Below are 26785 nucleotides of genomic sequence, written 5' to 3' on the forward strand. Positions count from 1 at the left end.
AATAGACATGAGCGACCCTACTACCCAAAAAGCAGGCACTCCAGTGTTGCGTGAGTCCGCGACCTTCGACCGCCTGACCATTCAGGAAATACAGCGTGCCGCTGAAACCGGCATCTATGACATTCGCGGCGGTGGCACCAAGCGCAAAGTGCCGCATTTCGATGATTTGCTGCTGCTCGGCGCCAGTGTTTCGCGCTACCCGCTGGAAGGTTATCGGGAGAAGTGCGGCACCGATGTGATCCTCGGCAACCGCTTCGCCAAGAAGCCGATCCACCTGAAGATTCCGGTAACCATTGCCGGCATGAGTTTCGGTGCGTTGTCGGCCAATGCCAAGGAGGCGCTGGGCCGTGGCGCGACCATCGCCGGCACCAGCACCACCACCGGTGACGGTGGCATGACCCCGGAAGAACGCGGTCAATCCCAGCATTTGGTTTATCAGTATTTGCCATCGCGCTACGGCATGAACCCGGACGACCTGCGCAAAGCCGACGCCATCGAAATCGTCCTGGGCCAGGGCGCCAAACCCGGTGGCGGCGGCATGCTGCTGGGCATGAAAGTCACCGAGCGGGTGGCCGGCATGCGCACGTTGCCGATCGGTGTCGATCAGCGCAGCGCCTGCCGTCACCCGGACTGGACCGGCCCGGATGACCTGGCGATCAAAATTGCCGAGATCCGTGAAATCACGGATTGGGAAAAACCGATCTACGTGAAAATCGGCGCGAGCCGGCCGTACTACGACGTCAAATTGGCGGTGAAGGCAGGCGCGGATGTGATTGTCCTTGACGGCATGCAGGGCGGCACCGCGGCGACTCAGGAAGTGTTTATCGAACACGTGGGGATTCCGATTCTGCCGGCCATCCCGCAAGCGGTACAGGCTTTGCAGGAGATGGGCATGCATCGCAAGGTGCAGTTGATCGTGTCGGGTGGTATTCGCAACGGCGCCGATGTGGCCAAGGCGATGGCGCTGGGCGCGGATGCGGTGGCCATCGGCACGGCGGCGCTGATTGCCTTGGGCGATAACCATCCACGCCTGGACGAGGAACTGAAGAAAATCGGCTCGGCCGCCGGTTTCTACGACGACTGGCAGAACGGCCGCGACCCGGCGGGGATCACTACCCAGGATCCGGAGCTGTCCAAACGCCTGGATCCAGTGGAAGGCGGTCGGCGTCTGGCCAACTACCTGCGGGTATTGGTACTGGAGGCGCAGACCATGGCCCGGGCGTGTGGCAAGTCGCACCTGCATAACCTCGATCCCGAGGATTTGGTGGCATTGACGGTGGAGTCGGCCGCCATGGCGCGGGTGCCGTTGGCGGGGACCAACTGGGTTCCGGGCTCGGGTGGTTATTGAAACCTGTGAGATAACCTGTGGCGAGGGGGCTTGCCCTCTCGCCACACATATTTCGGTTGGCCTGCCGGATCGCCGCAGGCTTGCCCAACGATCAAGAGTCTCCCAAGAGACCCGTACGCACTTACCTTGCTCACTGCCCGACACTTCCCATTTCTTTTGCAGGAGCTTTGAACATGGTCAATCGTCTTCTCGGCAAGTCCCTTTTCGGCCTACTGGCTGCCGGAGCGCTCGTGCCGCTGGCACAGGCAGCCGATGCTCCCACGTTGAACACCGGCAGCACGGCCTGGATGGTCACCGCCGCCGTGCTGGTGTTGTTCATGTGTCTGCCAGGCCTTGCGTTGTTTTACGGCGGCCTGGTGCGGGCAAAAAACATGCTGTCGTTGTTTACCCAGTGCTTCGGCATCGCCGGCCTGGTGGGGGTGCTGTGGGTGATTTATGGCTACAGCATGGTGGTCGACAGCACCGGCATGGTCGAGGGACAGGTGACGTTCAACAGTTTTGTCGGTGGATTGAGCCGGGCCTTTCTGGCGGGCATGACACCGGAAAGCCTTGTCGGTGAAATTCCGGAAGGGGTGTTCGTGACCTTCCAGATGACCTTCGCCATCATCACCCCGGCGCTGATCGCCGGGGCATTCGCCGAGCGCATGAAGTTCTCGGCGGCGCTGCTGTTCATGGCGCTGTGGTTCACCCTCGTGTACGCCCCGGTAGCGCACATGGTCTGGGGTGGTTCGGGGGCCTTGATGCATAACTGGGGCGTCCTCGACTTTGCCGGTGGCACCGCGGTACATATCAATGCGGGTGTTGCAGCGCTGGCGGCGTGCCTGATCCTGGGCAAACGCAAGGGTTACCAAAACGAGCCAATGCCGGCGCATAACTTGAGCCTGACCATGGCCGGTGCGGCCATGCTCTGGGTCGGCTGGTTCGGCTTCAACATCGGCTCCGGCGGCGGTCTGAATGGCACCTCCGGCATCGTCATGCTCAACACCCAGCTGGGCGCTTGCGCCGGGATTCTCGGCTGGATGTTCACCGAGTGGTTCAAGGTCGGCAAGCCAAGTGCCCTGGGCCTGGCCAGTGGGGCTTTGGCCGGTCTGGTGGGCATCACGCCGGCGTGCGCCTATGTCGGCGTTGGAGGTGCGTTGGCTATTGGTCTGCTGTGCGGGGTGTTCTGCTACTTGAGCGTCACCGTGCTGAAACGTCGCTTCGGTTATGACGACAGTCTCGACGTGTTCGGCTTGCACGGTATCGGCGGGATGATTGGTGCGATCCTGACCGGAGTATTCTGCATACCATCTCTGGGCGGGCTGGTGGAGGGCGTGACCCTGGGAGGACAAGTCTGGGCGCAGATAAAAGGCGTTGCGCTGACCACGGTCTATTGCTTCGTGGTGAGCTGGGTCATTCTCAAACTCGTCAATGTCCTTGTCGGCTTACGGGCTGATGAATCGGTGGAGGAGATGGGGCTGGATCTGGCCGAGCACAACGAGCGTGCCTACAACCATTGAGGTCTGGCGCGGACAGCAAAACGCCGGCATGAGCCGGCGTTTGGCTTACCTGGGTTTTATCGCAAAGCCTGATAGGTGGACTCAGCGAAACGCTGGTACCACCTGCTTGATGAACAGCTCCAGGGATTTTTTCTTCTCTGCGTGGGGCAGACTGTTGTCGCACCAGAAGCTGAACTCATCGACGCCCAGTTCCTGGTAATACTTGATGCGCGGGATGATTTCTTCCGCGGTGCCGATCATCGCTGTTTTGTGCAGGCTTTCCAGTTTGAACTCCGGGCGCTCGGCGAACTTCTCTTCCGGGCTCGGTTCCAGGAAACCGTTGACCGGCGTTGTCTTGTTACCGAACCAAGCATCGAAGGTGCGGTAGAACTTGGAAATCGCCTTGGCCCCGACTTTCCAGCCCTCAGGGTCATCGGCGGCATGCACGTGGGTGTGGCGCAACACCATCAATTGCGGGCGCGGTACGTCCGGGTTGTTGTCCAGGGCGGTCTGAAACTTGTTCTTCAGGTCGAGAACTTCTTCGTCGCCCTTCATCAATGGCGTGACCATCACGTTGCAGCCGTTGGCCACGGCGAAGTTGTGCGAGTCGGGGTCGCGAGCCGCTATCCACATTGGCGGGTTGGGCTTCTGGATCGGCTTGGGCACGCTGGTGGAAGTGGGGAATTTCCAGATCTCGCCGTCGTGGGCGTAGTCGCCTTGCCACAGGGCGCGCACCACCGGGACCATTTCCCGCAGCGCCTGACCGCCGGACGAGGCAGGCATGCCGCCGGCCATGCGGTCGAATTCGACCTGGTAGGCGCCACGGGCCAGGCCGACTTCCATGCGACCGTTACTGATCACGTCCAGCAGCGCACATTCGCCCGCTACCCGCAGAGGGTGCCAGAACGGCGCGATGATGGTGCCGGCGCCCAGGTGAATGGTGGTGGTCTTGGCGGCCAGATACGCCAGCAGCGGCATCGGGCTTGGCGAGATGGTGTATTCCATGGCGTGGTGTTCGCCGATCCACACAGTGCTGAAGCCACCGGCCTCGGCCATCAGGGTCAGTTCGGTCAGTTCTTCGAACAACTGACGGTGGCTGACGCTTTCGTCCCAACGTTCCATGTGTACGAACAGGGAAAATTTCATGACGCTACCTCTAATCTTTGTAATTGGCTGTCGGTTCAGGCGAGGACGGGCAGGGCGCCCATCTTGCCGTGGCAGTACACCAGTGGGCCGGCGGTGTGCTGCGGCACTATCAGGTTCTTCACGGCGCCGACCATGATCGCGTGGTCGCCGCCTTCATATTCGCGCCACAACTCGCACTCGATGACGGCCGTGGCGTTGGCCAGGATCGGATTGCCCAGTTCGCTCAACGTCCATTCGATCCCTTGCGCCTTGTCCTTGCCTTTGCGGGCGAAAGCATAGGCTTCGCTTTGCTGGCCGCCGGAAAGGACGTGGATGGCAAAGCGTTTGTTCTTGATCAATACGGGATAGGAATCGGAACTGTAGTTGGGGCAGAACAGCACCAGGGCCGGGTCCATCGACAGCGAGCTGAATGCGCTGGCGGTGAGGCCGACGATTTGTCCATCGTCATCCAGCGTGGTGATGACCGTCACCCCGGACGGGAACGAGCCCATGACTTGTTTGTAGATGGCGGCATCGATCATTGGAGGGTCCTCGGGTGCTGTGAGGTGGTTTTTATGAATTTATAGGTCTGATGGTATACCGTAATACATAGTTTGCAAGGGCTTTTTATTTTTGCCGATAAACGCATTTCGAGGGCTTATAACCCAATGTTTTCGGGGTTTGTGGCGCGAATTTGAGTACTGAAGGCCCCAGAAGGTGCAGATCAGATTACCGGTAAAGTATCGGATCAGCCTTGTGAAAAGGTTGGAATACCATAATATGGTTCGCATCTGGAGGGCTGCCAAGCCGCACCCCCGGTTTGGCTTCGTACAACTATAAGATCAGACAAACTCGAGTTCATGCACATGTCCCAGATGTCCCGGCAAGACCCGTTGATCGAGAATCACACGGTCGATTACGTCCCTCTCGCGGAACGCCATGGGAAGGCCCGCGACCTGTTCACTTTATGGTTCAGCACCAACATCGCACCGTTGCCGATCGTGACGGGGGCGATGGTGGTTCAGGTGTTTCACCTCGACCTGTTCTGGGGGCTGCTGGCGATTGCCCTCGGGCATATGCTCGGCGGACTGGTGATCGCCCTTGCATCAGCCCAGGGCCCGCGTATGGGCATTCCGCAGATGGTCCAGAGCCGTGGCCAGTTCGGCCGTTATGGCGCGTTGTTGATTGTGTTTTTCGCCGCGCTGATCTACATCGGCTTCTTTATTTCCAACATCGTGTTGGCCGGCAAGTCAATCGTCGGCATCGCGCCTGCGGTTCCGGTGCCGGCGAGCATCCTGATCGGTGCCCTTGGCGCCACCGCGATCGGCGTGATCGGGTACAACTTCATCCACACCCTCAACCGCATCGGTACTTGGGTGATGGGTAGCGCATTGCTTGCGGGGTTCATTTACATCTTCGCCCATGAACTGCCATCGGATTTCCTGACTCGCGGCAGCTTCAACCTCTCTGGCTGGCTGGCCACGGTATCGCTGGGGATCATCTGGCAGATCAGTTTCTCGCCTTATGTGTCGGACTATTCCCGTTACCTGCCGGCGGATATCGGCATCGCCAAACCGTTCTGGGCCACTTACCTGGGCGCAACCCTGGGCACCATTCTGTCGTTTAGCTTCGGCGCGGTGGCGGTGCTGGCGACCCCGGAAGGTACCGAAGCGATGGCCGCGGTGAAGCAATCCACCGGCTGGCTTGGGCCGATTCTGATGGTGCTGTTTTTGCTCAATATCATCAGTCACAACGCCTTGAATCTGTATGGCGCGGTGCTGTCGATCATCACTTCGATCCAGACCTTCGCCAGCCAGTGGACGCCGAGCATCAAGCTGCGGGTGGTGTTGTCGAGCGGGGTGCTGGCCGGTTGCTGTGTTATTGCGCTGGGCGCTTCGGCGGATTTCATCTCGCAGTTCATCGGTTTGATCCTGGCGCTGTTGCTGGTACTGGTGCCGTGGGCTTCGATCAATCTGATCGACTTCTATGTGATCAAGCGCGGCCGCTACGACATCGCGTCGATCTTCCGGGCTGACGGCGGGATTTATGGACGCTTCAATCTGCATGCGATCGTTGCGTATTTCATCGGGATCATCGTGCAGCTGCCGTTTGCCAATACATCGTTGTATGTCGGGCCGTATGCCAATATGGTCGAGGGGGCGGATCTTTCGTGGCTGGTGGGGTTGGTGGTGACGTGTCCGCTTTATTATTGCCTGGCGACGCGTGGGCAAACCCGGCAGAGCAGGGCGGCGCAGCTGGGCTATGCCGACTGACAATGTAGGGCATCAAGCCTGTAGAAGCTGCCGCAGCCCGCATCAGCTTCTACAGGGATCGCATTCGATCCTCCTTGCGACTCATGATCAGGCTCAACAGCACCGAAGTCAGGATGATCCCGCCGACAACGGCCAGTGACCATTCAACTGGCATGTGAAGCCACGGCATCAGCGTCATCTTGGTGCCGATGAACACCAATACGGTCGCCAAACCGTATTTGAGCAAGTGAAAGCGGTCAGCCATGTCGGCCAGCAGGAAATACAACGCCCGCAAACCCATGATCGCGAAGATGTTCGATGTGAACACAATGAATGGATCGGTGGTGACGGCGAAGATCGCCGGGATGCTGTCGATCGCAAACACCAGGTCGCTGGCTTCGATCAGCACCAGTACCAGAAACATCGGCGTCGCCCAGTGCCGACCGTCTTGCACCACAAAAAAATGCTCGCCATGAAGCCCGTTGGTAACGCGCAGATGGCCGCGTATCCAGCGCAATAAGGGGTTTTTATCGAGGTCAGGCCGGTGACCGGCGAATACCAGCATTTTGATCCCGGTGATGATCAGGAATACACCGAACACATACAGCACCCACGCGAACTGCGACACCAGCCACACGCCGGCGAAAATCATCGCCCCGCGCATCACGATTGCCCCGAGCACACCGTACAGCAGCACTCGGCGCTGCAGCTCCGGCGGCACGGCGAAGTAGCCGAAAATCATTACGAAGATGAACATGTTGTCGATCGATAGCGACTGCTCGATCGGATAACCCGTGAGGAATTCCAGCATTCTGCGCTGGGCGATCTCGGGTCCGAACTCGCCATTCAAGTACCACCGGAGCAATCCCGCGAAGGCCAGCGCCAGCGCGCACCAGGCAATGACCCAGCACGATGCTTCACGCACCGACACCCGATGTGCCTTGCGCCCGCCGAAGACAAACAGATCCAGAGTCAGCATGGCCAGGACGAAGGCGATGAAGGCGACCCACATCCAGGGTTCGCCGATGTTCATAGGCTGCATGTCGTTCTCCCTGTCTGGACGTGTTCTGGAGCCGACAGGTTCATGCTAGCGGGGGAATTGCGAGGAAGAAAAATCGATTATTCCTTATCGATAATTCGTTATTTACGAAGTGTCGCGGATGATCACCAATCCTCGGCATAAAAAGGGTCACCGCAGCCCGACGCTGTGGTGACCCGAGGGTGATACGCGAAAATCGGACCCACCTTGGTGGGCCTTTGCATCAGTGAGCGCCAGCGGCTTTGTTCAGATCACTTTCAGCCCATTCGGTATAAACGCAAGCGTCTGCCGTCGCCCAGCGCACGCGCACCGGGTCGCCCGCCTTGAGTGGCATGCCGGCCGCAGAGAGGGCCTTGACGGTCATCGACGTGCCGCCCGAGGTCACTACGCTGCAGGTCTGGCTTTCGCCAAGGAACAGCACTTCCACCACCTTGGCCGAGACTTCATTCCAGCCCGCCGCCAATGGTTCTTGACTCGCTTGTTCGACACTCAGGGCCAGGGCTTTTTCCGGACGCACCATCAGCAATACATCCTGATCGGTTTGCAAACCGGCTGTCAGGCGAATCGACAACGACTGGCCTTCAAACGAAGCCACCGCATTGCCCTGAGCCTTGAGTTTGAGGAAATTCGAGTTGCCGAGGAACGAAGCGACAAACGCATTCGGCGGATTCTGGTACAGGTCATAACCGCTGCCCAGGCCCACGATCTTGCCATGGCTGAAGATCGCGATGCGCTGAGACAAACGCATGGCTTCTTCCTGATCGTGGGTCACGTAGATAATGGTGATACCGAGTCGCCGATGCAGTTGGCGCAGTTCGTCCTGCAAGTCTTCGCGCAGCTTTTTATCCAGCGCGCCGAGGGGTTCGTCCATCAGCAAGATGCGTGGCTCATAGACCAGCGCGCGAGCGATCGCTACCCGTTGTTGCTGACCACCGGAGAGTTGTGAAGGGCGGCGATGGGCAAACTGCTCAAGCTGTACCAGTTTGAGCATGGCATCGACCCGGCGCTCGCGTTCGGCGGGGGCCAGTTTGCGGATCGACAACGGGAACGCGATGTTGTCGCGCACCGACAGGTGTGGGAATAGCGAATAACGCTGGAACACCATGCCGATGTCGCGCTTGTGCGGCGGCACGTTGACCAGCGATTGACCGTTGACCAGTATCTCGCCGCTGCTCGGGGTTTCGAAGCCGGCGAGCATCGACAAGGTGGTGCTTTTGCCGGAGCCGCTGGAGCCGAGGAAGGTGAGGAATTCACCGTCCTTGATGTCCAGCGAGATGTTGTCCACGGCGGCGAAGTCGCCGTAGTACTTGTTCAGGTTGCGCAGGCTGACCAGTGGTTTGTCGTGCTGCTGCGCGGAATCTTTGATGACGGCACTCATGTCGTTCTCCTGGGCGCTCAGGCGCTGATTTGATTACGCCGGCGAACGGCGGCGGCGATGACCATGACCAATACCGAGAGGCCGATCAGCAGCGTCGAGGCGACGGCGATCACGGGCGTCAGGTCCTGGCGCAGGGTGGTCCACATTTTTACCGGAAGGGTTTGCAGGGTCGGGCTGGCCATCATCACGCTCAGCACCACTTCATCCCAGGAAACCAGGAACGCGAACAGCGCACCGGCGACCATGCCCGGACGAATCGCCGGAAAGGTCACCTTGAACACCGCTTGCAGGCGCGAGGCACCGCAGATCACCGCCGCATCCTCGATCGACTGATCGAACAGCTTCAGCGAATTGATGATCGAGATGATGGTGAACGGCAGCGCGACAATCACGTGACTAACCACGAAAGCGAACATCGTCCCGGTGTAACCAAGCTTGAGGAACAGCGCGTACACCGCCACCGCGATGATCACCAGCGGCACGATCATCGGCAGGGTGAACAGGCCATAGAGCATTTCCCGGCCAGGGAAGCGCCCGCGCACCAAGGCAAACGCGGTCGGCAAGCCCAGGGTTACGGCGCAGATCGTAGTCAGCACCGCCACCTTGAGACTGGCCATGGCGGCGTTCATCCAGTCGGCGTTGGAGAAGAACTGGCCGTACCATTTCAGTGTCCAGCCCGGTGGCGGGAACACCAGCCACTGGGAGGAGCCGAAGGACAGCAGCACGATGAACACAATCGGCAACAGCAGGAACAACGCGATCAGCCCGGTGGTGAAGTACAGGCCGAAACGCATCCGGCGGCTCATGGCATTGGGGGTCAGGAGCATGACGGCTTACCTCGCGTTGCTGGCGCCAACCGGGGATTCCGGCTGGAGCTTCAGGTAGAAGTAGAACAACACCAGCGTGATCACGATCAGCAAGGCTGCGCCGGCGCTGGCCAGTCCCCAATTGAGGAACGACTGCACCTGCTGGATGATGAATTCGGGCAGCATCATGTTCTGCGCGCCGCCCAGTAGGGCCGGGGTCACGTAGTAACCAAGAGACATCACGAACACCATCAGGCCACCGGAAAACAGCCCCGGCCGGCACAGCGGCAGGAACACCCGGAAGAAGTTGGTCCAGGGGCTGGCACCGCAAATCGAACCGGCTTGCAGAATCATCGGGTCGATGGCCTGCATGGTCGCCTGCAACGGCAGCACGATGAACGGGATCATGATGTAGCTCATGCCGATCACCACGCCGGTCAGGTTGTGCACCATTTCCAGGGGTTGATCGATGATGCCCATCGCCATCAGCGCTTTGTTGATCACCCCGGAGGCCTGCAACAGCACCAGCCAGGAATAGGTCCGCGCCAGCAGACTGGTCCACATCGACAGCAGCACGATGTTGAGCATCCAGCGGCCCCAGCCACGGGGCACCAGCGTGATTGCCCAGGCCAGCGGAAAACCCAGCAGCAAGCTGAACAGCGTTACCAGTCCGGCTACCGAGAAGGTGTTGATCAAGACCCGGGCGTAAGCCGAGTTCGCGAACAGTTGTTCATAGTTGCCCAGGCCCGGTACCGGCTCCAGCACCCCCCGCAGCAGCAGGCCGATCAACGGCGCGAGAAAGAACAGACCGAGGAACAGCAGGGCGGGGATCAGATTACTCGACCCGCGCCAGCGCTGTGCCAGGGAGGGAGATTGGTTCATCGCAGCCGCCTTGCCGGGAACCGCCCCGGCAGCGCCAGCGGCGCTCCCGGTCGGTGTAGGTTGACGGGACGCTGTTGCTGTCATTTTCATTTGACCAGCCATTCGTTCCACCGTGTCGCGATGGCCGGACCGTTCTTGGCCCAGTACGCGAAATCAAGAGTGATCTGATCCTTGGCGTAGGCTGTCGGCAGGTTAGGGGCCAGCACTGAATCCAAGCGTGCCACGCTGTCGACGTTGACCGGCGCATAGGCGGTCAGGTTGGAGAAGTCAGCTTGTCCTTTGGCGCTGCTGGCGTTGGCCAAAAACTTCATGGCAGCCGCCTTGTTTTTCGTTCCCTTAGGCACGACCAGAATATCGGCCATGACCAGGTTCTGTTTCCAGCTCACACCCACCGGTGCACCATCTTCCTGGAGGGCATGAATCCGGCCGTTCCAGAATTGGCCCATGCTCGCCTCACCCGACGCCAGCAGCTGTTGCGATTGCGCGCCGCCGCCCCACCAGACGATGTCTTTCTTGATGGTGTCGAGCTTCTTGAAGGCCCGATCCAGGTCCAGTGGATAGAGTTTGTCGGCAGTTACACCATCGGCCAGAAGCGCCAATTCGAGCACGCCAGGGCTTGGCCATTTGTAGAGGGCGCGTTTGCCGGGGTAGGTCTTGGTATCGAACAGCGCGGACCAGTCCTGAGGTTTGTTGGCGCCGAGCTTGCCTTCGTTGTAACCGAGCACAAACGAGAAGAAGAACGAACCGACGCCATGATCGGAGACGAAGCGCGGGTCGATTTTGTCGCGCTGGATCACGGAGAAATCGAGGGGTTCGAGCAAACCTTCGGAGGCTGCGCGCAAGGCGAAGTCAGCTTCGACGTCGACCACGTCCCATTGCACGTTACCGCTTTCGACCATGGCTTTGAGTTTGCCATAGTCGGTAGGGCCATCCTGGACCACGGTGATGCCGGTGGCCTTGCTGAACGGATCGGCCCAGGCCTGCTTCTGCGCATCCTGGGTGGTACCGCCCCAGCTGACGAAGTTGACGCTTTCGGCCGCCATTGCCACATGGCTGACCGTGGCCAGTAAGCCCGCGAACAGTATTGCGGTTGCACTTTTCTTCAACACCATTTTCACGCCCTCATTGTTGTGTTTTTAAGCGGGCTTTTGTCGCCCGCCTATCGGGAGCAGTAGGTCCATCTGGCCTTAAAGGCGACCGTGCCAAGAGCTGTTGTTTGTGCTTTTCCCTGCCGGGGCTTTTGGCTGAAGCGTTCGGTCTATGGAATATCATATTATGGTATTCCAAGCTTTGTGCAAGCATTTTGCCTTACCGGTTATCAGCCAAAAGCGGTTTTTTTGCCGTCAGGCCACCCAATAGTGAACTGCGCGGGTAAAGGGGCCAGCCCCGGACTCATTCGGTGAAAGGGATGCTCTCGACCACTTCCAGGTCGTAACCGGTCAAGCCTGCGTATTTCAGCGGTGGGCCGAGATGACGCAACTTGCCCACCCCGAGATCCTGGAGAATCTGCGCTCCGGTCCCTACTTCAGAATAGATGCGCGATTGCGAGCGGCTGAACTGTCGCGGCGGCTGGGTGAGTTGAGGCACGCGTTCCAACAGCGCTTGCGACGACTCATGATTGGCCAGCACGACCACTACGCCGCGACCTTCTTCAGCCACTCGCTGCAGGGCCGCCCATAGTGTCCAGTTGGACGGGCCGTTGTATTCGGCGCCAACCAGATCACGCAGCGGATCAATCACATGCACCCGCACCAGCGTCGGCTCGTCCCGGCGGATGTCGCCCATTACCATCGCCATGTGCACGCCGCCTTCGATGCGGTCTTCGAAGGTGATCAGCCGGAAAGTCCCATGCACCGTCGGCAATTCGCGCTCGCCGATGCGCACCACTGTGTGTTCGGTGCTCAGGCGGTAATGGATCAGGTCGGCGATGGTGCCAATCTTGATCCCGTGTTTGCGGGCGAACACTTCTAGGTCCGGGCGACGGGCCATGGTTCCATCGTCGTTCATCACTTCGACAATCACCGACGCCGGGGTGAAACCGGCCAGGCGGGCGAGGTCACAACCGGCTTCTGTGTGGCCGGCGCGGGTCAGTACGCCACCTTCTTTGGCGCGTAACGGAAAGATATGACCCGGTTGCACAAGGTCGGCGGGCCCGGCATCGGCGGCAACCGCCGCGGCGACGGTACGTGCACGGTCGGCGGCGGAGATGCCAGTGGTCACACCGACGGCGGCTTCAATAGACACGGTGAACGCGGTGCTGAACATGCTGCCATTGCTCGGCACCATCTGCTCCAGCCCCAGGCGCTGACAGTGTTCATCGGTCAGGGTCAGGCAGATCAGGCCCCGTGCTTCGCGGGCCATGAAGCTGATAGCCTCGGCAGTACAGCGATCGGCGGCGAGGAGCAGATCGCCTTCGTTTTCCCGGTCCTCGTCATCGACCAGCAGCACCATCTTGCCTTGCCGGTAGTCTTCGATGATTTCTTCGATGCTGTTGAAGGCCATGCTGGAACTCTCAGTGTTGGGTGGGTATATTTACTGGTATACCATAATACAAAATAAACCAAGAGGTCACTATGAAGGCGTACTGGATTGCTCACGTGGATGTCACCGACCCCGATCAATACAGCCAATACACCCAGCGGGCACCGGCGGCCTTCGCGTTATATGGCGGGCGGATGCTTGCCAGGGGCGGGCGCAGCGAAGCGATGGAAGGTCGCCGCACGCCGCAACGCAGCGTGGTCATCGAATTCGATTCTTACGAGCAGGCGCTCGCCTGTTACCACAGCGAGCAATATCAAGAGGCGAAACGGCACCGCGAGGGCGTGGCTCGGGCCGAAGTGATCATTGTCGAAGGCGTGGCGCCCTAGGGGATATCAGCGGATGAAGTGAATTTTGCCGCTGTCGTCGTTGCCGATGTAGATGCCGTAGACCCCGGCCTGGCGTTCCTCGATATAGCGTTCGAGGATCTGCCGGATCGCCGGGTAATAGATGCTGTCCCAGGGAATGTCCTCGGGCGCGAAGAATTTGTAGTCCAGGGTTTCCGGCCCGTACTGACCGGTGATCTCCAGCGCGATGGCGCGGAAGATGATGTACACCTCGCTGATCTTCGGCACGCTGAAGATCGAGTAGGGCGAGAGGATTTCCGCGCGCACACCGCTTTCTTCCCAGACTTCACGCAGCGCTGCCTGCTCGGTGGTCTCGCCAGCTTCCATGAAGCCGGCCGGCAGCGTCCAGGTACCAGGGCGCGGCGGGATCGCGCGCTGGCAGAGCAGGTACTTGCCGTCCTGTTCGATGATACAACCGGCGATGATTTTTGGATTGATGTAATGGATGTAGCCGCAACCGCGGCACATCAGGCGCTCGTGCGTATCGCCCGGCGGTAGCTGCTGACCCAGGTCACTGCCGCCACACTTCGGACAAAAGCTCGGGCTGAACATGATTAGCGACCTATGCGCGGTTCTTTAAGGGCGATGGGCAGCGTGATCTCTGGGATCGCGCCGGTTTCTTCCTGTTTGCGTTTCAGGTAATCGAGAGCCACAGCAGCGGCGGCGCGCACGTGGTCGACGCAAGCCTGGTGAGCGGCTAGCGGATCGCCGCTCTTGATCGCCTCGACCATGCGTTCCATTTCCTGGTTGCTGCTGCCGCGACGGTTTTCCTGGGACACCGAGGTCGCCCGCAGGTAGCTGATGCGGGCCTGCAACTGGCGCAGCTGGGTGGCGGCGACATGGTTGCCGGAACCTTCGAGCAGCACGTCGTAGAAACCCTGCACCGAATCGATGACCTGTTGCAGTTCGCCTTCCTTGAGGGCCTTGCGGTTTTCTTCCAGGGCTTTTTCCAGGGCCTTGATGTCCTTGGCTTTGGCGCGCAGGGTGAACAGCTGAACGATCAGGCCTTCGAGCACGCAACGCAGCTCATAGATATCGACGGCATCGGCCAGGGTGATGATCGCGACCCGTGGGCCCTTGGCGTCGGCGAACTCCACCAGGCCTTCGGATTCCAGGTGACGCAAGGCTTCACGTACGGAAGTGCGGCTGACGCCCAGGCGATCGCACAGATCGCGTTCGACCAGACGGTCTCCCGGCAGGAGCTGGAAGTTCATGATGGCGCTTCGCAGTTTATCCAGCACGATTTCGCGCAGGGTAACGGGGTTGCGATTGACCTTGAAGCTGTCGTCGAGTGGCAGGCGTTTCATGGGGTCCGCTCTGAGTGTGGCTGTCCATGCAAAAAGAGCACGTCGATCGAGGATCATCGTGCTCAGGTCATCACAGCAGCCAAGGGTTAACTGGAGGCCTCGGCATCGGCTTCGGCGAAGGCTTCACGGGCGAGCCGGAAACTGTCTACGGCAGCGGGGACACCGCAATAAATACCGACCTGAAGCAGAATTTCGCGTATTTGTTCACGACTCAGCCCGTTACGCAAGGCACCGCGTACATGCAGCTTGAGTTCGTGCGGCCGGTTGAGGGCCGAAATCATCGCCAAGTTTATCATGCTGCGCTCTTTAAGCGACAAACCCTCACGGCCCCAGACGTGGCCCCAGCAATACTCGGTGACCATTTCCTGCAGTGGTCGGGTGAAGTCGTCGGCGTTCTCGATGGAGCGGTTCACGTAGGCTTCGCCCAGCACCTGGGTGCGGATTTTCAGGCCTTTTTCATACTTTTCATTGTTCATTGTTGTGTGCTCCCAAAGTCGTCGAGCCCACCCATCAGGGTATATTTAAGTTCCAGATAATCCTCGATGCCGTACTTGGAACCTTCGCGGCCCAGTCCCGAGGACTTGATGCCGCCAAAGGGCGCGACTTCGGTGGAAATCAGTCCTTCGTTGATCCCGACCATGCCGTACTCCAGTGCTTCGCTCATGCGCCAGGCGCGACCGAGGTCGCGGGTGTAGCAGTAGGCGGCGAGGCCGAACTCGGTGTCGTTGGCCAGGTGCACGGCCTCGGCTTCGGTGTCGAAGCGGAACACCGCGGCCAGCGGGCCGAAGGTTTCTTCCTGAGCGACTTTCATCTCACCGGTTACGCCGGCCAGCACCGTTGGCTGGAAGAAACCGTGGCCCAGCGCATGGCGGTCGCCACCGCAAAGCAGTTGTGCACCCTGGGCGAGGGCGTCCTGCACGTGGTCTTCGACTTTGGCCACCGCGCGTTCGTTGATCAGCGGACCTTGGGTGACGCCTGCCTCAAAACCGTCGCCCACGTTCAGTTGCACCACGCGTTCGGCCAGGCGCGTGGCGAAAGCATCATGAATACCACTCTGCACCAGGAAGCGATTGGCGCAGACGCAGGTCTGCCCGGCATTGCGGAACTTGGCGATCAGCGCGCCTTCCACGGCACGCTCCAGGTCGGCATCGTCGAACACAATGAAGGGCGCGTTGCCCCCCAGTTCCAGCGAGACTTTTTTCAGCGTCGGCGCGCACTGAGCCATCAACAACTTTCCGATTGCAGTGGAGCCGGTGAATGACAGTTTGCGCACCAATGGGCTGGCAGTCAGTTCGCCACCGATGGCCACGGCGTCGCCGGTGATCACGTTGAAAATGCCCGGTGGAATCCCGGCCTGTTCCGCCAGCGCGGCCATGGCCAGCGCCGAGAACGGTGTCTCCGGGGCCGGTTTGACGATGCACGGGCAACCGGCCGCCAGCGCCGGGCCGGCCTTACGGGTGATCATCGCCGACGGGAAGTTCCACGGGGTGATCGCCGCGACGACTCCGATCGGCTCTTTGCTGACCACAATGCGCGCATCGGCTTTGTGGCTGGGAATGGTGTCGCCGTAGATGCGCTTGGCTTCTTCGGCGAACCACTCGATGAAACTTGCGGCGTAGAGAATTTCACCCTTGGCTTCGGCCAGGGGTTTGCCTTGTTCCAGGGTGAGGATTTCCGCCAGGGCGTCGGCGTTTTCGAGCATCAGCGAATGCCAGCGCTTGAGCGTCTCGCTGCGTTCCTTGGCGGTCAGTGCGCGCCAGGCCGGCCAGGCATTATTGGCGGCGGCGATGGCCTGGCGCGCGTGTTCGGCGCCAAGGTTGGGCACTTGGCCGATCAGCTCGCCGTTGGCCGGGTTGAAGATGTCCTGACAGGCACCGTTGGGCGCATCCAGCCATTGGCCGTCGATGTAGGCCTGCTGGCGGAACAGTTGCAAGGCTGCTGGGCTCATGCCGGCTCCTAAGAAAGTGGGGGGCGCTGCCACATGGACCTGCGCCCCTGAAGATAAATATCAGGCCAGCGCGGGCAGCGGGCCCAGCTTGCCTTTGTGATAGACCATCGGCGTCACCGGTTGCTCGGGCAGAATCAGGTTCTTAACCGCGCCGACGATGATCGCGTGATCGCCGCCGTCGTACTCACGCCATAGTTCGCACTCGATAATCGCGGTGGCTTTGCCCAGCAGCGGGTTGCCCAGCTCGCTGAGGTGCCAGTCGATGCCTTTGGCCTTGTCCTTGCCTTTACCGGCAAACGCATAGGCTTCGGCAGTCTGGTCGGCGGACAGCAGATGAATCGCGAACTGCTTGCTGTCGCGCAGGATCGGGTAGGTGTCGGAGGCATAATTGGGGCAGAACAGCACCAGTGCCGGGTCGATCGACAGCGCACTGAAGGCGCTGGCGGTGATGCCGACGATGCCGCCGTCCGGGTCCAGGGTGGTAACCACCGTGACTCCGGAAGGGAACGAGCTCATGACGTCTTTATAAATGCCGGGTTCGATCATGTCGGCGGTCTCCTAGCGCATCACGAAGGGATCAGGCATTGGCGCCTGAGACAGGTTGATCCACACCGTTTTCAGCTCGGTGTAGGCCAGCACCGAATCGATGCCGCTTTCGCGTCCATAGCCGCTGTTCTTGAAGCCGCCGATTGGCGCCATGGCCGATACCGCACGGTAAGTGTTGACCCAGATGATCCCGGAGCGCACGTCCCGGGCCAGGCGATGGGCGCGGCCCAGGTCGCGGGTCCAGATGCCGGCGGCGAGGCCGAACTGCGAGTCGTTGGCAATCGCCAGCGCTTCGGCTTCGTCCTTGAAGCGGATGACCGAGGCCACCGGGCCGAAGACTTCTTCCTGCATGATCTTCATCGAGTTGCGGTCGCACTCGAACAGGGTCGGCTCATAGAACCAGCCATCGCCCAGATTCTTTGGACGCTTGCCGCCCAGGCGCAGGCGCGCACCTTCGGCGATGGCATCGGCCACCAGGCCTTCGACCACCGCCAATTGCTGCGCGGTGGCCATGGGGCCCATTTCGCTGCTGTCTTCCTGCGGGTTGCCAATGCGGATGCGCTTGGCGCGTTCGACCAGACGCGAGACGAATTCGTCGTAGATTTCGTCCTGCACCAGCAGTCGCGAGCCGGAAACGCAGCTCTGGCCGGACGCCGCATAGATCCCGGCAATCGCACCGTTGATGGCGCTGTCGAGGTCGGCGTCGGCAAAGATGATGTTCGGCGATTTGCCGCCCAGCTCCAGCGACAGCTTGGCGAAGTTCTCCGCGCTGCTGCGCACCACATGCCGTGCGGTCGCGGCGCCACCGGTGAAGGCGATCTTGCGCACCAGCGGATGGCGGGTGAGGGCGGCGCCGGTGCTTGGGCCGTAACCGGTGACGACGTTGACTACCCCCGGCGGAATCCCGGCTTCCAGCGCCAGGCGAGCCAGCTCCAGAATGGTCGCCGAGGCGTGCTCGGACGGTTTGATCACGATGGTGTTGCCTGCCGCAAGAGCTGGCGCCAGTTTGATCGCGGTCAGGTACAGCGGGCTGTTCCAGGGAATGATCGCCGCGACTACGCCCATGGCTTCATGCACGGTGTAGGCAAACAGATCGGGCTTATCGAGGGGCAGGGTGCCGCCTTCGAGTTTGTCGGCCAGACCCGCGGTGTAGTGGAAAAACTCCGGCAGGTAGCTGACCTGACCGCGGGTTTCGCGAATCAGCTTGCCGTTGTCGCGGCTTTCCAGCTGCGCCAGTTGTTCTTTGTTCTCAGCGATCAGATCACCGAGGCGTCGCAGCAGTTTGCCGCGAGCGGTGGCGGTCAAGCCGCGCCAGGCCGGGCTGTCGAAAGCCGTCTGCGCGGCCTGCACGGCGCGTTCGACATCGGCTTCGTCGGCATCGGGTAATTCAGCCCAGGCTTGCGCCAGGGCAGGGTTCAGGCTTTCAAAAGTCTTGCCGGAGAGGGCATCGACCCATTCACCGCCGATGCACATCTGGAAGCGTGCGAGTGTCATGCAACGATCCCCTTTATTTGGTTTTGTCGGGCGTTTGCTGTGTCGAGAAACTCCAGCAACAGCTGGTTGACCAGGCGCGGCGATTCTACGGGCATCATATGCCGCTGCTCGGCGAGCACGGCAACGGTCGCGCCGGGAATTCGCTCGGCCAGTTGTTTGGCCATTTCCGGTGTCGAGCCGGGATCCAGTTCGCCGGTGGCGACCAGTGTCGGCACCTGAATGCTGCCCAGATCTTCCGCGCGGTACATGTCCTGGGTGGCGAACAACTCATACGTGGTCAGATAGCCCTGCGGATCGTTGCCCGCCAAGGTCTGGCGCAGCGCGGCGATCTGCGCCGGGTTGGCCGCCTGGTATTCACGGCTGAACCAGCGCGACAGCGCAGCTTCGGCGTTGGCATCCGGGCCATGCTCGGCCGCTTGAGCGGTGCGCGCGATGACGCCGGCACGCTGTTCGGGGCTGCGGTTGAACACGCTGTTGAGCACCACCAGGCCTTGCAAGCGTTGCGGGTAATGCAAGGCAAACGCCCGCGCCACTAGCCCGCCCATGGAAAAACCGATCACTGTTGCCTGAGGCAATTGCAGATGGTCGAGCAACTCCAGTAACTGGTCGGCATAGCCCAGCAGGGGCGTGCCGCTTTCCGGGCGCGGGCTGGCGCCATGGCCCAGCATGTCGTAGGCAATCACACGGTACTTTGTGGCCAGGCCAACGACCTGGCCGCCCCACATTTCTTTGTTCAGGCCCACGCCGTGGATCAAAACCACGGGCTGGCCTTGGCCGGTCGCCAGGTAACTGGTGCCAGCCGGGGTGCGTTCAGCGGTGAGCCGAATCATGGAGCGCTCCTGCATGCCTTTTTTGTTGTGGTGACTGATCGGATTACTGGGCGTTCTCGGCCGCCAGTTCTTCCAGGTCGATGTAACGGTTGCCGATGCGTGGGTGCAGGCGGCCGCCATCGGCGCAACCCAGTACCACGACGATTTCATCGGCGCGCGGCGCGTCTTCGATCTGCATTTCCAGGGTGATGTAGTGCGAACGCAGGCCTTCGTCGTCCTTGTGCATCATCGGAATCTGGATCGAAGTGCCCGGGCCGCCGCGCTTGTTGGTGAAGCTCAGGTAGCTCTTGGCCTTGACCGCTTCGCGGTAATGGTTGCCGAAGCGCAGGGTGTGGATCACGGCAGAGGCGTGCTCGATTTCGCCATCGGCGCCAACCACAGCGGCCTTGCCGTAAGCTTCGATCTTCTCGGCGCCGCCGATGATGCCCACCAGGCGTTCAACCATCAGCGCGCCGAGGTCGGAGCAATTGGCACGGATCTCCGGCTTCAGGTCTTCGACGAAGCCGCGACCCAGCCAAGGGTTTTTCATCACCACGGCCAGCCCGACCATGGTCACGGGCTTGTCGGCAGCCTTGCCGCCTTCGATAAAGGTTTCTTCGACATAGCTGACGATCTTGCGAATTTCGAAACTCATGAGCTGCTCCGTTGTAAGGGTAAGAGTGTCTGTGCGTATGATGGTATACCATAATACTGGTTGCGCAAGTCCCCTCTATGGGTTTCTGGTCGGAAGGCGATAAAAGGGAGGGCAGGTATTGCCCGTTGCTCGGAGTACATCGCTGCAGCAGGACTGGTGCTATCGATCTTGTAGCGGTCGATGGTCGGTGAGGTGTACGACTACGGGAACTATTGGAGTGAAAACATGGATGTTCATTGCACCGGGATTTGTTGCTGCTTGGAGTCACGTCTTGGAAGGCCGTGATCGCGCTGTCGCTGTTGACCTCTTGATCTGGAAATCGGTCAACCTGCACGTAAGATTCTGGACTGTGAGGACGAGCTGCTATTGAATTCGATGCTCGACGATTTAGGTGACGTTCAAATCCGAAGGCAAGTGCAGTTGTGGCTCAGCTACCGAAGCTTTGTACCGGCGACCGTCGCATCGACGATGCTGGTCAGTAGCGAGAAAGCCCCCCTTGGGCGCAACCGATCGCCTGCCGTACCTGCACCGATACGGACAGAAAAACCTCACAAATCTCACGTGTCTGACATCCAGCGTGAACGAGCTGAAATGTCGGCCACGTTTGAGGTTTCGAGTAACTTGCCGCTGCTGGTTTTCGCCAGGCTGGCAGGTAAATCTCGCGATCAGATCAATCGCGATATCAAGGCTCGACGCTTACTGCTTCTGAGCCAGGGGAATCGCGGTCAGCGCATTCCCTATTGGCAGCTTGATCCATGGCGGCACAAGTTCGATGACACCAAGTTCAAAGCTGGCCTCGTAGCCGCAAAAATCGTCAGTTGGCTATAGGTAGGCTCCAATAGCGTGGCGTGGATTCACTCCTTTTTTGCTCTTGATACACCCTGAAAACAAGTCCAGCATCAAGTCCATTCCTGCAGCAGGAATAAAAGAAAACCCTTAGATTTCAATGGGTAGGACGCTAGATGCGAGTCTCGTTTCCCGCTCCAAATACAGAAAAACGCCACTCATTGAGTGGCGTTTTTTTTGCGCGTTATTTTGTTGTCAGCATTGAAAAAAGAGGCTTTTGCCTCTTTTTTCGTTCCAGTGATTTCTACTGAGAACCACCCCCAGCCACGCTTTTTTGTACATTAAAACGTACGTCGAAATCCGGTCCCAGGGCATGCCGGTTTTCAGATAGATGACGCATTGCTGGAACCCGTACATCTCTCCTCAATCGATCGAGACGAGGAGATGTACATATGCCTTTGACTGAAAATGCGAAAGGGGATTAATCCTCGAACCGCTCGAAGAGAGGATCGTCTCACTGCCTTGGCTGCTGGCGAGAATTCTCTTACAGCAGTCTTTCTGGCCTGGCGAACCTTCAAGGTGGTTACATTGAGGCTCGGCCCAGTTTGATGTAGAGCTTGGGGGTGATGAAAGCACTAATCTAATGCTGAGGATTTTCAATGAGTTGCGGGTTTTTTGACCTGATCTCGGACTCAAAATTATCGATAGCGCTTAGTGCTAGAGTCTTTTGCTCAGATAGATTTTTTCTCGTTACGCGCATCACTCGATTTCTTCTTGCCTTTAGATAATCCAATTGGCCCGCTGGATTATCACTCAATGAAAGTGGAAGCATGGTTAAGGTGTCACTGAGTTCCTGCTTTGAGAGCTGTCCTTTCTTCGCGAAAATCAATAAGCGTTCCATATGGTGGTCAGAAAATAGCCCCAGCGCTAAAAGTGAATCTTCTAAATTTCCTCCATCTAGCACTCTTAAGTGCTCAACTAAATACTGAGCGCTCCAATCATTTCCTTGTTCAACCAAATGCATCAATTGGTTGAGGTTGCTGTTCGGCTGCTCGATAATCGACCAGCATTCAGTTTCGCTAGCATTCTGATAATGCAATAAGAGTACGCTTTTCTGGAGTGGTTAAAAACATCATGACTGCCTCTCGGCAATGGGGTGAACTATCACTCGCCGAAGCTGGCATGCCTAAGCTTGTAAGTGTGAGTAGCGTAAACAAAAATTCAAGTGTCGACTTTTTTATGATCATGGCGCACCACCTTTCAAAGTTCTAAACCAAATGGATCAATGAAATTTGTCGGGTTTCCCGATACATAGACAAATATATTTATCCCTCCCGCAAGACCAATCGGATCTCCCGAGATAAAACGCCCAAAACCTGGTTGGCAATACCGTGCCCGATAGTAATAGAGACCCGTGCCATCATTTTTCGATCGGTGTACTGCTGCTGTTAACACTGGCGGAGCCGCTGCTACTGGTCTGGCCATAAGGGTCATAGGTGTATTGCGCGGTGAGCGCGCCAGTGCTGTCGGCAAGTGCTTGGGGTTGAACCCAGCGCATCAACCAAGTGGCTGTAGGTGCTGCCACTGGCCTCGGTGCGGTTGAATACTTCATCCAAGCCGCCCGTGAGGAGATTTGGCCCGTACCGTGGGGGTTACATTACCTTATCTTTCCAGAAGATTCTTCAGTGATGCATGACTGTCAATATATTTGATATCTGCAATTCTCCATCCTTTCGGAGAATCAATCATTACATACGAAAGCTTGATTTTTTCATGATTTGATGGATAAACAAATTGCACGTCAACGCGCCTTGGATTGATGCTCTTTATGCTTAATTCTGATGCGGAAGCATCTTGTGAGGCAAATATTGGATTGAACTCTAACTTGCAAATCTCGCCGGGTTTTTTTGCAATACAATCTGCCTCCTTTAAAATGAGGTGCACAAGTTTGTCATCAAAATACTTCTCGAGTTCTTCCTTCGATTGCATTAGAAGAGGATCTCCAATGCTCTTCTTGGCATCGTCTGGAGATGAGAATAGCGCCTCCCAACCATAATTCTTATATAGTTGATATACAATATCTGTCGATTCGACATCTTGTGGGTAGGCAGGTTGTGCAAATAGAAGCGGCACTCCAGCGACATGCAGGAATACCAGGTTTCGCAAATAGACTAATGTTATAGATTTTATATTATTGATTTGGTACTCGATATATTTGATATGTCGAGTTTTCATGTCCGATACCTGGTGAGAAATGATTTTTGTTGAAGTTCGACACCCATTGATCACTAATGAGTATTTCAATATATCCAGGCGGATTTCCGCCAGGATGTGGTTGAAATACTACGGTATCACCTGCTTGAGGAGTGTAATTTTCTGAAGGAATAGGCGTAAACCCATTGTTTGTCAACATCAGCCCATAATTTTTCGCATCACTAGGGTGCCCAGTAATATCTGCATCTCCAGCTTCGAGACCTCGCCGAACATACTTCGCACATTGATGCTGAGAACTTGTATGTGCGTGATAATTCATCCATTGGCTATAAGCAAGGATAGCGAAAAGACCTAATGGATCAATTCCACTCAACGGATTCCCACGAACACATGCATAGATATTAAGCCCTCCAGCCAAGCCAGTCGGGTCTCTTGAGATAAACCGTCCAAAGCTAGGAGAGTCATACCGTGCCCGATAATAATAGACTCCCGTGCCATCATTTTCCCGCGCGGTATACTGCTGGCTGTTAGCACTGGTGGAGCCGCTGCTGCTGGTCTTGCCGTAGGGGTCATAGGTGTATTGCGTGGTGAGCGCTCCGCTGCTGTCGGTGAGAACCTGAGTTGAAGCCAGTGCATCAACCAAGTAGCTGTAGGTGCTGCCGCCTCGGTGCGGCTGAAGATTTCATCGAGACCGCCCGTGAGGAGATTGGCTCGCACCGTCGGGGGGGCGGCACCGGTCAGCTCTTGCACCAGGTTGAGGCCATCGAAAACATACCCGGTGGTCTGTCTGGCAATCGTCTTCTGGCTGCGTCTGTTGGCCGCCTCATAAATGAAGCTCCCGGACGTGGTGCCTTTGAGTGTGCTCAGGCGCTGGCGCGAATCCCAAGTGTAGGTATTGTTGCCGTCACTGGTCATATTGCCGTTGGCGTCATACAGCAAGGATGCCGCTGACATAGGCGTAGAACCTATCCCCAAATTTTATCGTCGCATCCGTGCAGATTCCATCAGGGCATTTTCAGCACTCTGTCGAATAACCCTGCAAAGTTTTTCCACCGGTGCATTATTAATGCATGTATTGGAATTTAATATGATTCTATTTAGGTCGTCATCTGAGACAGTCGCATCGATATGTCGTATCACCCAATTTTGAAAGTCAGGGTGTGTTTTTGCAAGTGCAACAAATGTATCGAACTGATCCCATCCTTGGGCGAAGAGGTTCGCCACTGCTTCAGAATAGCCCTCGCCAAGCTCACCATCATCACAAGAAGCGAAGACTCTCTGATGCTTGAAAAGGGAGGGCCAATCTCCGCGCGCATCAACTAAAAAAGACCCTGCTTGGCTATTCATTTCGGGAGGGCAGTTTCCGTATGCCGAAGCCTGAGAGAGTGACACACATCCCAATCCAAGTCCGAACAACAAGACTAAGAAGATCAGGGAGCGAGCACATACGAATCTGGTGAGCATCGTGATTATCACCCTGTCGACCACACTACTGTTGCGTACCAAACTGAGGAGTATTGACGTTATTGATGATAGCAGTCATGGATGTTGCTGGGGCAGGTGTTATGAGATTATGTACGAATTCCATATGTAGTAATACTTCCAATTATAATATTAGCAGACTTTCCAAGTCCTGCACCTAATACACTCTCGTACCAGCTCCCATGTCGATCTAAGCTAGCAGTTCCCGACCAGCCAAAAACTGTACCCGTTATTGGATTTGGAGTTGCGACATTTATGAACGACACCATATGAGTGGTGCTGAGGAGAAATCACAGTTATTTTATAGGCTGCAAAAAATTTGGTCGGATGCTTTAGCAAACGCCTTTAATGTTTCTACCAAACTGGCGAACCCTTCGGTTTTTGCATTTATTCGCAGTATTCTGCCATTGTTAAGCTCAATATTGATGCCGGGCTTATTTCGGTCAAATAGGTTGACTTGTCCGAAATACAACCTCCCTAAAATACGATCATCATCCAGCGAAATTTCTTGCAGTACTGTTCGGACCTGGGAAATGTAGAATATACCCCAAGCAGCAGGCAGGCCTAATAATATCCCACCTCCTATAAAGTCCTGTAGGTAATAGTATGGAGAAGCAAGAAAAATAAAAACTCCCAAAAGAACAATAGGGCTTATTCCAGGAAGCCAAATCCATATGCCGGTCCTGCCAAACGTCTTATCGTGCCAAGTATTCATGGTGGAATTATTTTCCAAGCTGATTACAGATGCCGGCTCCTGCAGCGCCGCCCATAAAGCCTAGTTCTCCACTGAGGATGGCAGCGGCGATTCCTTTGCCCTGCGCCAAGCCGGCAATCGCGCTGCCGATACCCGCGCCTACTACCTCTCCCCCAATTTACCTTACCTTGAGGGATACAAGCATTCTCTTTGCTTTTAGCGTGATTCGATAACTTTTGACCAGCCCAATCACCTACAGCTCCGCCTGCAGCACTGGTTGCAGCAGGAGCCCATGGGCTTTCAGGCGCAATCGCGCCGACTGCAGCGCCAGCTAGCGCCCCCGATAAAGCAGCCCAAGTAGCATCAGTCTCATCGCCACCGATTTCAAACGCGCTAGCATAGCCACTGATCCCGCCAATAACTGCACCGGTTACTGCACCGACTAGCCATTTACCTTGCGGATCTTTGTAACTTAACGGATTGCCGCTGACATAGACGTACGTATTAATCCCACCCGCAAGGCCAATCGAATCTCCCGAGATAAATCGCCCAAATCCCGGAGAGTGCCCGATAATAATAGACACCCGTGCCATCATTTTTCCGCCCAGTGTACTGCTGGCTGTTGGGCGATTTGCACTCCAGCAGAAGCCTCAGGAGTGTCGGCTTGTTATATTGAAATTATTCATAATTTGTCTGAGGGTTTTAGCTCGTCGAACAATGTTTTTCTGATTTTAATTGGTATTTTTTTCTGGCTGGCGTAGTCGTTTATAAGAGCGATGAGCTCTGAAATGTTTTCAAGCTGGTCGGTGAATGTGATCTTCCCTGATGGAGTAATCCGGAATGTTGGTTTTGTTGTAGGATATATATTAAATCCTCTGGCATTAAGTCCGCGCATGCTAGATACAGGGAAGGCAGTAATTAAGCTGACATTTTCCCATTTTATTTTTTGCCAGGTTTTACCAAAAATTTGTCTGGATAAGCACTGATCATCAATGGATAGAACTGAGCGTCCAGCTAAGATCAATCCTCCAACTAATATGGTTAAAGATAAGGATATTAATAAAAATATCCCGCCTCCTAATGCACCGTCACGCTTAATCCATATCCCTCCTAAAAAAATGCATAAACCGCTGGTGACGCACATCCATAGAGCAATTAAATACTGTCCCCGAAACTTGAATACAGTTATGTTACTCACTATGCGATCACTCCTAATGTATATAATGACCACTGCTTGTTTGCCTTGGCAGTGCATTGATCTCGCAGAGCGAAATCCATTCATAGCCCCTGGATCCATTGCACTACCAATCATTCCTATAATGCCAGTCATACCAGGCACATGCTCAGGCAGTGCACGCTGCGCATGCTCAGTTACTGGTACTTAGCGGGCTGAAATCTGGAGTGGGGATGCCAGGGGAGGTAGGAGAGAAAAGCAGAGTGCTTTGTATCAATGCATTGGCGAATACTCAGCATTTGCTGCCGAGGCTTTAGACCTGAAGCCACCATAAGCACCTCCCTGTGAACCGGAGCCACATTAGGCTCGTCGTACACGTCGTATGCACAGCGGTTGGAACACGTGTGTGTTCACGATGGGGTCTTCATTCCATGACCTTGGGGGAGATCGAACGTCCACGATCCCGAGCATCCAGCACGAGAT

30 protein-coding genes are annotated in these 26785 nt (G+C 57.2%); 5 read left to right on the top strand and 25 right to left on the bottom strand.

What is annotated here, in order from left to right:
- Positions 1-7: 7 nt before the first annotated feature.
- Together PGR6_RS11275 and PGR6_RS11280 are read left to right on the top strand one after the other, a co-directional pair.
- Positions 8-1348 (top strand): FMN-binding glutamate synthase family protein, encoded by a 1341-nt coding sequence (locus PGR6_RS11275; RefSeq protein WP_064617110.1) that lies wholly within the window; start codon positions 8-10, stop codon positions 1346-1348.
- Positions 1349-1521: 173 nt separating this feature from the next.
- Positions 1522-2847, top strand: a complete 1326-nt coding sequence (locus PGR6_RS11280) for an ammonium transporter (RefSeq protein WP_018927701.1) — start codon at positions 1522-1524, stop codon at positions 2845-2847.
- Positions 2848-2928: 81 nt separating this feature from the next.
- On the opposite strand, the gene PGR6_RS11285 is transcribed toward PGR6_RS11280, so the two are convergent.
- Entirely contained in the window at positions 2929-3972 is a 1044-nt protein-coding gene (locus PGR6_RS11285; RefSeq protein WP_018927702.1) for an LLM class flavin-dependent oxidoreductase, read from the bottom strand.
- A gap of 35 nt (positions 3973-4007) precedes the next feature.
- Positions 4008-4493, bottom strand: a complete 486-nt coding sequence (locus PGR6_RS11290; protein ID WP_018927703.1) for a flavin reductase family protein — start codon at positions 4491-4493, stop codon at positions 4008-4010.
- 324 nt (positions 4494-4817) lie between these two features.
- Between PGR6_RS11290 and PGR6_RS11295 the strand changes: the two genes are divergently transcribed.
- On the top strand, positions 4818-6224 hold the full coding sequence (locus PGR6_RS11295; RefSeq protein WP_064617111.1) for a purine-cytosine permease family protein: 1407 nt from the start codon (positions 4818-4820) through the stop codon (positions 6222-6224).
- Between the two features lie 49 nt (positions 6225-6273).
- On the opposite strand, the gene PGR6_RS11300 is transcribed toward PGR6_RS11295, so the two are convergent.
- From PGR6_RS11300 to ribBA, 6 genes are all read right to left on the bottom strand, one after another.
- Positions 6274-7245 carry a TerC family protein gene (locus PGR6_RS11300; RefSeq protein WP_064617112.1) on the bottom strand — a complete coding sequence of 324 codons (972 nt, stop codon included), beginning with the start codon at positions 7243-7245 and terminating at the stop codon, positions 6274-6276.
- Positions 7246-7465: 220 nt separating this feature from the next.
- Positions 7466-8620, bottom strand: a complete 1155-nt coding sequence (locus PGR6_RS11305; RefSeq protein ID WP_018927706.1) for an ABC transporter ATP-binding protein — start codon at positions 8618-8620, stop codon at positions 7466-7468.
- A gap of 17 nt (positions 8621-8637) precedes the next feature.
- Positions 8638-9447, bottom strand: coding sequence for an ABC transporter permease (locus tag PGR6_RS11310; protein ID WP_026286542.1), 810 nt, complete (start codon positions 9445-9447; stop codon positions 8638-8640).
- Positions 9448-9453: 6 nt separating this feature from the next.
- Positions 9454-10398 carry an ABC transporter permease gene (locus PGR6_RS11315; RefSeq protein ID WP_032833935.1) on the bottom strand — a complete coding sequence of 315 codons (945 nt, stop codon included), beginning with the start codon at positions 10396-10398 and terminating at the stop codon, positions 9454-9456.
- Positions 10395-11420, bottom strand: a complete 1026-nt coding sequence (locus tag PGR6_RS11320) for an ABC transporter substrate-binding protein (protein WP_064617113.1) — start codon at positions 11418-11420, stop codon at positions 10395-10397. Before PGR6_RS11320 ends, PGR6_RS11315 begins: the two co-directional genes overlap by 4 nt.
- A 280-nt stretch (positions 11421-11700) precedes the next feature.
- Complete coding sequence (gene ribBA / locus PGR6_RS11325) at positions 11701-12810, bottom strand: bifunctional 3,4-dihydroxy-2-butanone-4-phosphate synthase/GTP cyclohydrolase II (protein WP_064617114.1); 1110 nt, start codon at positions 12808-12810, stop codon at positions 11701-11703.
- 71 nt (positions 12811-12881) lie between these two features.
- Between ribBA and PGR6_RS11330 the strand changes: the two genes are divergently transcribed.
- Positions 12882-13175: a DUF1330 domain-containing protein gene (locus PGR6_RS11330; protein WP_018927711.1), complete on the top strand. Its 294-nt coding sequence runs from the start codon at positions 12882-12884 to the stop codon at positions 13173-13175.
- Between the two features lie 6 nt (positions 13176-13181).
- On the opposite strand, the gene PGR6_RS11335 is transcribed toward PGR6_RS11330, so the two are convergent.
- The 8 genes from PGR6_RS11335 to PGR6_RS11370 form a co-directional block, all read right to left on the bottom strand.
- A complete protein-coding gene (locus PGR6_RS11335) occupies positions 13182-13745 on the bottom strand; it encodes an NUDIX hydrolase (RefSeq protein WP_018927712.1) in 564 nt (187 codons plus the stop codon).
- Positions 13746-13747: 2 nt separating this feature from the next.
- Positions 13748-14500 carry a GntR family transcriptional regulator gene (locus PGR6_RS11340; RefSeq protein ID WP_018927713.1) on the bottom strand — a complete coding sequence of 251 codons (753 nt, stop codon included), beginning with the start codon at positions 14498-14500 and terminating at the stop codon, positions 13748-13750.
- Between the two features lie 86 nt (positions 14501-14586).
- Entirely contained in the window at positions 14587-14976 is a 390-nt protein-coding gene (locus tag PGR6_RS11345) for a carboxymuconolactone decarboxylase family protein (protein ID WP_007991919.1), read from the bottom strand.
- Positions 14973-16448, bottom strand: a complete 1476-nt coding sequence (locus tag PGR6_RS11350; RefSeq protein WP_064617115.1) for an NAD-dependent succinate-semialdehyde dehydrogenase — start codon at positions 16446-16448, stop codon at positions 14973-14975. Before PGR6_RS11350 ends, PGR6_RS11345 begins: the two co-directional genes overlap by 4 nt.
- A gap of 60 nt (positions 16449-16508) precedes the next feature.
- A complete protein-coding gene (locus PGR6_RS11355) occupies positions 16509-16994 on the bottom strand; it encodes a flavin reductase family protein (protein ID WP_064617116.1) in 486 nt (161 codons plus the stop codon).
- Between the two features lie 12 nt (positions 16995-17006).
- The gene (locus PGR6_RS11360) at positions 17007-18488 is read right to left on the bottom strand and encodes an aldehyde dehydrogenase (protein WP_064617117.1); all 1482 of its coding nucleotides are present in this window, start codon (positions 18486-18488) and stop codon (positions 17007-17009) included.
- Positions 18485-19318, bottom strand: coding sequence for an alpha/beta fold hydrolase (locus PGR6_RS11365; protein WP_064617118.1), 834 nt, complete (start codon positions 19316-19318; stop codon positions 18485-18487). Before PGR6_RS11365 ends, PGR6_RS11360 begins: the two co-directional genes overlap by 4 nt.
- A 43-nt stretch (positions 19319-19361) precedes the next feature.
- Positions 19362-19952, bottom strand: a complete 591-nt coding sequence (locus PGR6_RS11370) for an amino acid synthesis family protein (RefSeq protein WP_018927718.1) — start codon at positions 19950-19952, stop codon at positions 19362-19364.
- Positions 19953-20318: 366 nt separating this feature from the next.
- Here PGR6_RS11370 and PGR6_RS30710 point away from each other — a divergent pair, with 366 nt between their 5' ends.
- The gene (locus tag PGR6_RS30710) at positions 20319-20780 is read left to right on the top strand and encodes a hypothetical protein (RefSeq protein WP_370694448.1); all 462 of its coding nucleotides are present in this window, start codon (positions 20319-20321) and stop codon (positions 20778-20780) included.
- A gap of 598 nt (positions 20781-21378) precedes the next feature.
- Here PGR6_RS30710 and PGR6_RS29290 read toward each other — a convergent pair.
- From PGR6_RS29290 to PGR6_RS29920, 9 genes are all read right to left on the bottom strand, one after another.
- A complete protein-coding gene (locus tag PGR6_RS29290; RefSeq protein ID WP_177343081.1) occupies positions 21379-21837 on the bottom strand; it encodes a hypothetical protein in 459 nt (152 codons plus the stop codon).
- A gap of 161 nt (positions 21838-21998) precedes the next feature.
- Positions 21999-22232 (bottom strand): RHS repeat-associated core domain-containing protein, encoded by a 234-nt coding sequence (locus PGR6_RS29295; protein WP_082920841.1) that lies wholly within the window; start codon positions 22230-22232, stop codon positions 21999-22001.
- Positions 22159-22350 carry a hypothetical protein gene (locus PGR6_RS30175; protein WP_177343070.1) on the bottom strand — a complete coding sequence of 64 codons (192 nt, stop codon included), beginning with the start codon at positions 22348-22350 and terminating at the stop codon, positions 22159-22161. Before PGR6_RS30175 ends, PGR6_RS29295 begins: the two co-directional genes overlap by 74 nt.
- Positions 22351-22400: 50 nt before the next feature.
- The gene (locus tag PGR6_RS11380) at positions 22401-22973 is read right to left on the bottom strand and encodes a hypothetical protein (RefSeq protein WP_064617119.1); all 573 of its coding nucleotides are present in this window, start codon (positions 22971-22973) and stop codon (positions 22401-22403) included.
- A complete protein-coding gene (locus tag PGR6_RS29300; protein ID WP_082920842.1) occupies positions 22930-23595 on the bottom strand; it encodes an RHS repeat-associated core domain-containing protein in 666 nt (221 codons plus the stop codon). The genes PGR6_RS11380 and PGR6_RS29300 overlap by 44 nt, the downstream gene beginning before the upstream one ends.
- Positions 23596-23930: 335 nt before the next feature.
- Positions 23931-24299, bottom strand: a complete 369-nt coding sequence (locus tag PGR6_RS29915; protein ID WP_156523285.1) for a hypothetical protein — start codon at positions 24297-24299, stop codon at positions 23931-23933.
- Between the two features lie 436 nt (positions 24300-24735).
- Complete coding sequence (locus PGR6_RS11395; RefSeq protein ID WP_064617122.1) at positions 24736-25149, bottom strand: hypothetical protein; 414 nt, start codon at positions 25147-25149, stop codon at positions 24736-24738.
- A gap of 23 nt (positions 25150-25172) precedes the next feature.
- A complete protein-coding gene (locus PGR6_RS30535) occupies positions 25173-25724 on the bottom strand; it encodes an RHS repeat-associated core domain-containing protein (protein WP_082920843.1) in 552 nt (183 codons plus the stop codon).
- 86 nt (positions 25725-25810) lie between these two features.
- On the bottom strand, positions 25811-26458 hold the full coding sequence (locus PGR6_RS29920) for a hypothetical protein (RefSeq protein WP_146602944.1): 648 nt from the start codon (positions 26456-26458) through the stop codon (positions 25811-25813).
- Positions 26459-26785: the final 327 nt, after the last annotated feature.

It is taken from the genome of Pseudomonas sp. GR 6-02 (genome assembly GCF_001655615.1).
Lineage (GTDB): Bacteria > Pseudomonadota > Gammaproteobacteria > Pseudomonadales > Pseudomonadaceae > Aquipseudomonas.